The organism is Draconibacterium sp. (assembly GCF_041583095.1).
GTDB lineage: Bacteria > Bacteroidota > Bacteroidia > Bacteroidales > Prolixibacteraceae > Draconibacterium.
The window spans coordinates 1-3,544 of sequence record NZ_JBFHGM010000391.1 but is presented as its reverse complement, the minus strand read 5'-3'; the positions used below and the strand labels follow the sequence as shown (position 1 = coordinate 3,544).

The following is a 3,544-nucleotide window of genomic DNA, read 5'->3' as shown; positions in this document are numbered from 1 at the left end:
AGTTGAGAAGAGTAAATCTCCGGCTTTAGATTCATGCCCACAACGTCGTGGAGTATGTGTTCGTGTTTATACCACTACACCAAAGAAACCAAACTCGGCAATGCGTAAAGTTGCAAGGGTTAGGTTAACCAATGGTAAAGAGGTGAATGCTTACATTCCTGGTGAAGGCCACAACCTTCAGGAGCACTCAATCGTGCTTGTTCGCGGAGGTAGAGTAAAAGACCTTCCGGGTGTACGTTATCACTTAATTCGCGGTGCGCTGGATACTGCGGGTGTTGAAGGACGTTTACAACGTCGTTCGAAATATGGTGCGAAAAGACCGAAAAAATAAGAAAGTAAAAAAGAGTAATTAACTACGTTATTTGCAGTGGTTTGGTTGAGTAAGGGATTCTCTCTATTGTCTTCCGGAGATGAACTGAAGACCGCCTTAGGGCAGCCGATTTGAATAACACTAAAAAGTTTTAAAATGAGAAAGTCGAAACCAAAGAAGAGGATCCTTTTACCGGATCCAAAATTCAACGACACTTTAGTAACAAGGTTTGTAAACGACCTTATGGTTGATGGTAAAAAATCAACAGCATATTCTGTGTTTTACGAAGCTATGGATATGGTAGAAAAACGCATGAAAGATGCAGAACAATCACCTCTTGAAGTTTGGAAAAAAGCATTGGAGAACATCACTCCGAATGTTGAGGTTAAGAGTCGCCGTGTAGGTGGTGCTACTTTCCAGGTTCCGATGGAAGTTCGTCCGGAAAGAAAAACCGCTATCAGTATCAAAAACATGATTTTGTTTGCCCGTAAACGTTCGGGAAGATCTATGGCTGATAAATTGTCTGCTGAGATCATCGCTGCTTTCAACGAAGAAGGTGGAGCTTACAAGAGAAAAGAAGATACGCACAGAATGGCCGAAGCTAACCGTGCATTCGCACACTTCAGATTCTAGAATAGTTTAGTAAAATTGGTAATAGAAAATAGGTTTAAAAAATGGCTAAACAAGATCTGAAATATACCAGAAACATTGGTATTATGGCGCACATCGACGCCGGAAAAACCACTGTAACAGAGCGTATTCTGTTTTATACAGGGTTGACTCACCGTATTGGTGAGGTGCACGATGGTGCTGCTACCATGGACTGGATGGAGCAAGAGCAGGAAAGAGGTATTACAATTACTTCGGCTGCAACTACTACATTCTGGAAACACAATGATATTGAGCACAAAGTAAATATTATTGATACTCCGGGACACGTTGACTTCACTGTTGAGGTTGAACGTTCGCTGAGAATTTTGGACGGAACTGTAGCGTTATTCTGTGCCGTTGGTGGTGTAGAAGCTCAGTCTGAAACAGTATGGCGTCAGGCCGAAAAATACGGCGTTCCCCGTATTGCATTCGTAAACAAAATGGACCGTCAGGGTGCCGATTTCTTTAACGTTTACAACGAGATTAAAGAAAAATTAGGTGCTAACCCGGTGCCAATGCAAATTCCTATTGGATCAGAAGAAAGTTTCGAAGGGGTAATCGACCTTGTAGAAATGAAAGCTATCCGTTGGGAAGACGACGGCGCAATGGGAACAAAGTATGTTCTTGATGAAATTCCTGCTGATTTAGTTGAACAAGCTGAAGAGTGGAAAGAAAACTTAGTTGAATCGGTAGCAGAAGTAGATGACGCGATTTTAGAGCGTTACTTCGAGGATCCGGATTCAATTACGAAAGAAGAGATGTTGGCTGTTATCCGTAAAGCAACTTTGGAAGGAGTAATCATTCCAATGATGTGTGGATCAGCATTTAAAAATAAAGGTGTTCAGCGTTTGTTGGATGCTGTTTGTGAGTTCTTACCATCGCCGCTTGATAAAGAGGAAATTACTGGTAAAAACCCGTTAACTGACGCTGATGTTGTTCGTCACCCTGATGCAGATGAGCCTTTGGCTGCATTGGCATTTAAAATCGCTACCGACCCATTCGTCGGTCGTTTGGCATTTATTCGTGTGTACTCAGGTACACTGAATGCCGGTGATACTGTTTACAACTCACGTACAGGTAAAAAGGAGCGTATCTCGCGTTTATTCCAGATGCACTCTAACAAACAGAATCCAAAAGACTCTATTTCAGCAGGAGATATTTGTGCTGCGGTAGGTTTTAAAGATATCCGTACAGGTGATACGCTGGGTGATATTAAAAATCCGGTTGTTCTGGAAAGCATGGACTTCCCTGAGCCGGTAATTGGTATTGCAATTGAGCCTAAGTCGCAAAAAGACGTTGACAAACTTGGAAACGGATTGGCGAAACTGGCTGAAGAAGATCCTACATTCGTTGTAAATACCGACGAAGATTCAGGTCAGACTGTAATCCGTGGTATGGGTGAGCTTCACCTCGAAATTTTGATCGATCGTTTGAAACGTGAGTTCAAAGTTGAATGTAACCAGGGAGCACCACAGGTTGCCTATAAAGAAGCAATTACCGAATCTGTTGAATTACGTGAAGTATTCAAGAAACAGACTGGTGGTCGTGGTAAATTTGCCGATGTTATTGTAAAAGTAGAACCTGCTGAAGAAGGAAAAGATGGTTTGGAGTTTATCGATGCTGTAAAAGGTGGACGTATTCCTCGCGAATTTATCCCTTCAGTTGAAAAAGGTTTTAAAGATGCATTGTCAAATGGTCCGTTGGCAGGTTTCCCTGTCGACAGCTTGAAAGTAACATTGCTCGACGGTTCGTTCCACCCTGTGGATTCAGACCAGTTATCGTTCGAGATTTGTGCTCGTCAGGCATTTAAAAGTGCAGCATCAAAAGCTAAACCTGCGCTTCTTGAGCCAATTATGAATGTTGAGATTGTTACTCCTGAAGAGTACATGGGTGATATTATTGCCGACCTCAACCGTCGTCGTGGCGAAGTTGCAAGCATGGATAGCAAGGGTAACGCAAAAGTAATCGAAGCAAAAGTTCCACTGTCAGAACAATTTGGTTACGTAACAGTATTGCGTACACTTTCTTCGGGTCGTGCTACTTCATCAATGGAATTTAGCCATTATGCAGAAGTTCCACGTAGCCTTGCTGAGAAAGTATTGGCAGATTGTAATGGAAAAGTTGATTTATTAAAATAATTTATAACAATTTTCTCTTATGAGTCAAAAGATCAGGATTAAGCTTAAATCGTACGATCACAACTTGGTAGACAAGTCGGCTGAGAAAATCGTTAAAACAGTAAAAACTACTGGTGCTGTAGTAAGTGGTCCTATTCCACTTCCTACTCACCGCAGAGTTTTCACTGTTTTACGTTCAACCTTCGTAAATAAAAAATCGAGGGAGCAATTTCAGTTGTCATCTTACAAACGTTTGATCGACATTTACAGCTCAACCGCTAAAACAATCGACGCACTAATGAAGCTGGAGCTTCCAAGTGGCGTTGAAGTAGAAATTAAAGTTTGATAATTTAAAGTAGTCGAAAAAAATGGCTGGTATTATTGGAAAAAAAATCGGAATGACATCCGTATTCAGTGTTGAGGGGAAAAATATCCCATGCACTGTGATTGAGGCCGGACCTTGTGT

4 protein-coding genes and 1 pseudogene are annotated in these 3,544 nt (G+C 41.7%); all 5 read left to right on the top strand.

The window, feature by feature from the left end:
• On the top strand, positions 1-331 hold a 331-nt coding region (gene rpsL / locus ABZB17_RS21580; protein ID WP_372653562.1), incomplete at its 5' end, for a 30S ribosomal protein S12.
• 135 nt (positions 332-466) lie between these two features.
• Complete coding sequence (gene rpsG / locus ABZB17_RS21575; protein ID WP_045032495.1) at positions 467-943, top strand: 30S ribosomal protein S7; 477 nt, start codon at positions 467-469, stop codon at positions 941-943.
• Between the two features lie 41 nt (positions 944-984).
• Entirely contained in the window at positions 985-3,099 is a 2,115-nt protein-coding gene (gene fusA / locus ABZB17_RS21570; protein WP_045032498.1) for an elongation factor G, read from the top strand.
• 19 nt (positions 3,100-3,118) lie between these two features.
• Entirely contained in the window at positions 3,119-3,424 is a 306-nt protein-coding gene (gene rpsJ, locus ABZB17_RS21565; RefSeq protein ID WP_038558987.1) for a 30S ribosomal protein S10, read from the top strand.
• 22 nt (positions 3,425-3,446) lie between these two features.
• Positions 3,447-3,544, top strand: a pseudogene (locus tag ABZB17_RS21560) (50S ribosomal protein L3); the annotation flags it as partial.

Excerpts from the sequence above, each read along its gene's own strand:
- rpsG (WP_045032495.1), top strand. The coding sequence starts at position 467 with ATGAGAAAGTCGAAACCAAAGAAGAGGATCCTTTTACCGGATCCAAAA.
- fusA (WP_045032498.1), top strand. The coding sequence starts at position 985 with ATGGCTAAACAAGATCTGAAATATACCAGAAACATTGGTATTATGGCG.
- rpsJ (WP_038558987.1), top strand. The coding sequence starts at position 3,119 with ATGAGTCAAAAGATCAGGATTAAGCTTAAATCGTACGATCACAACTTG.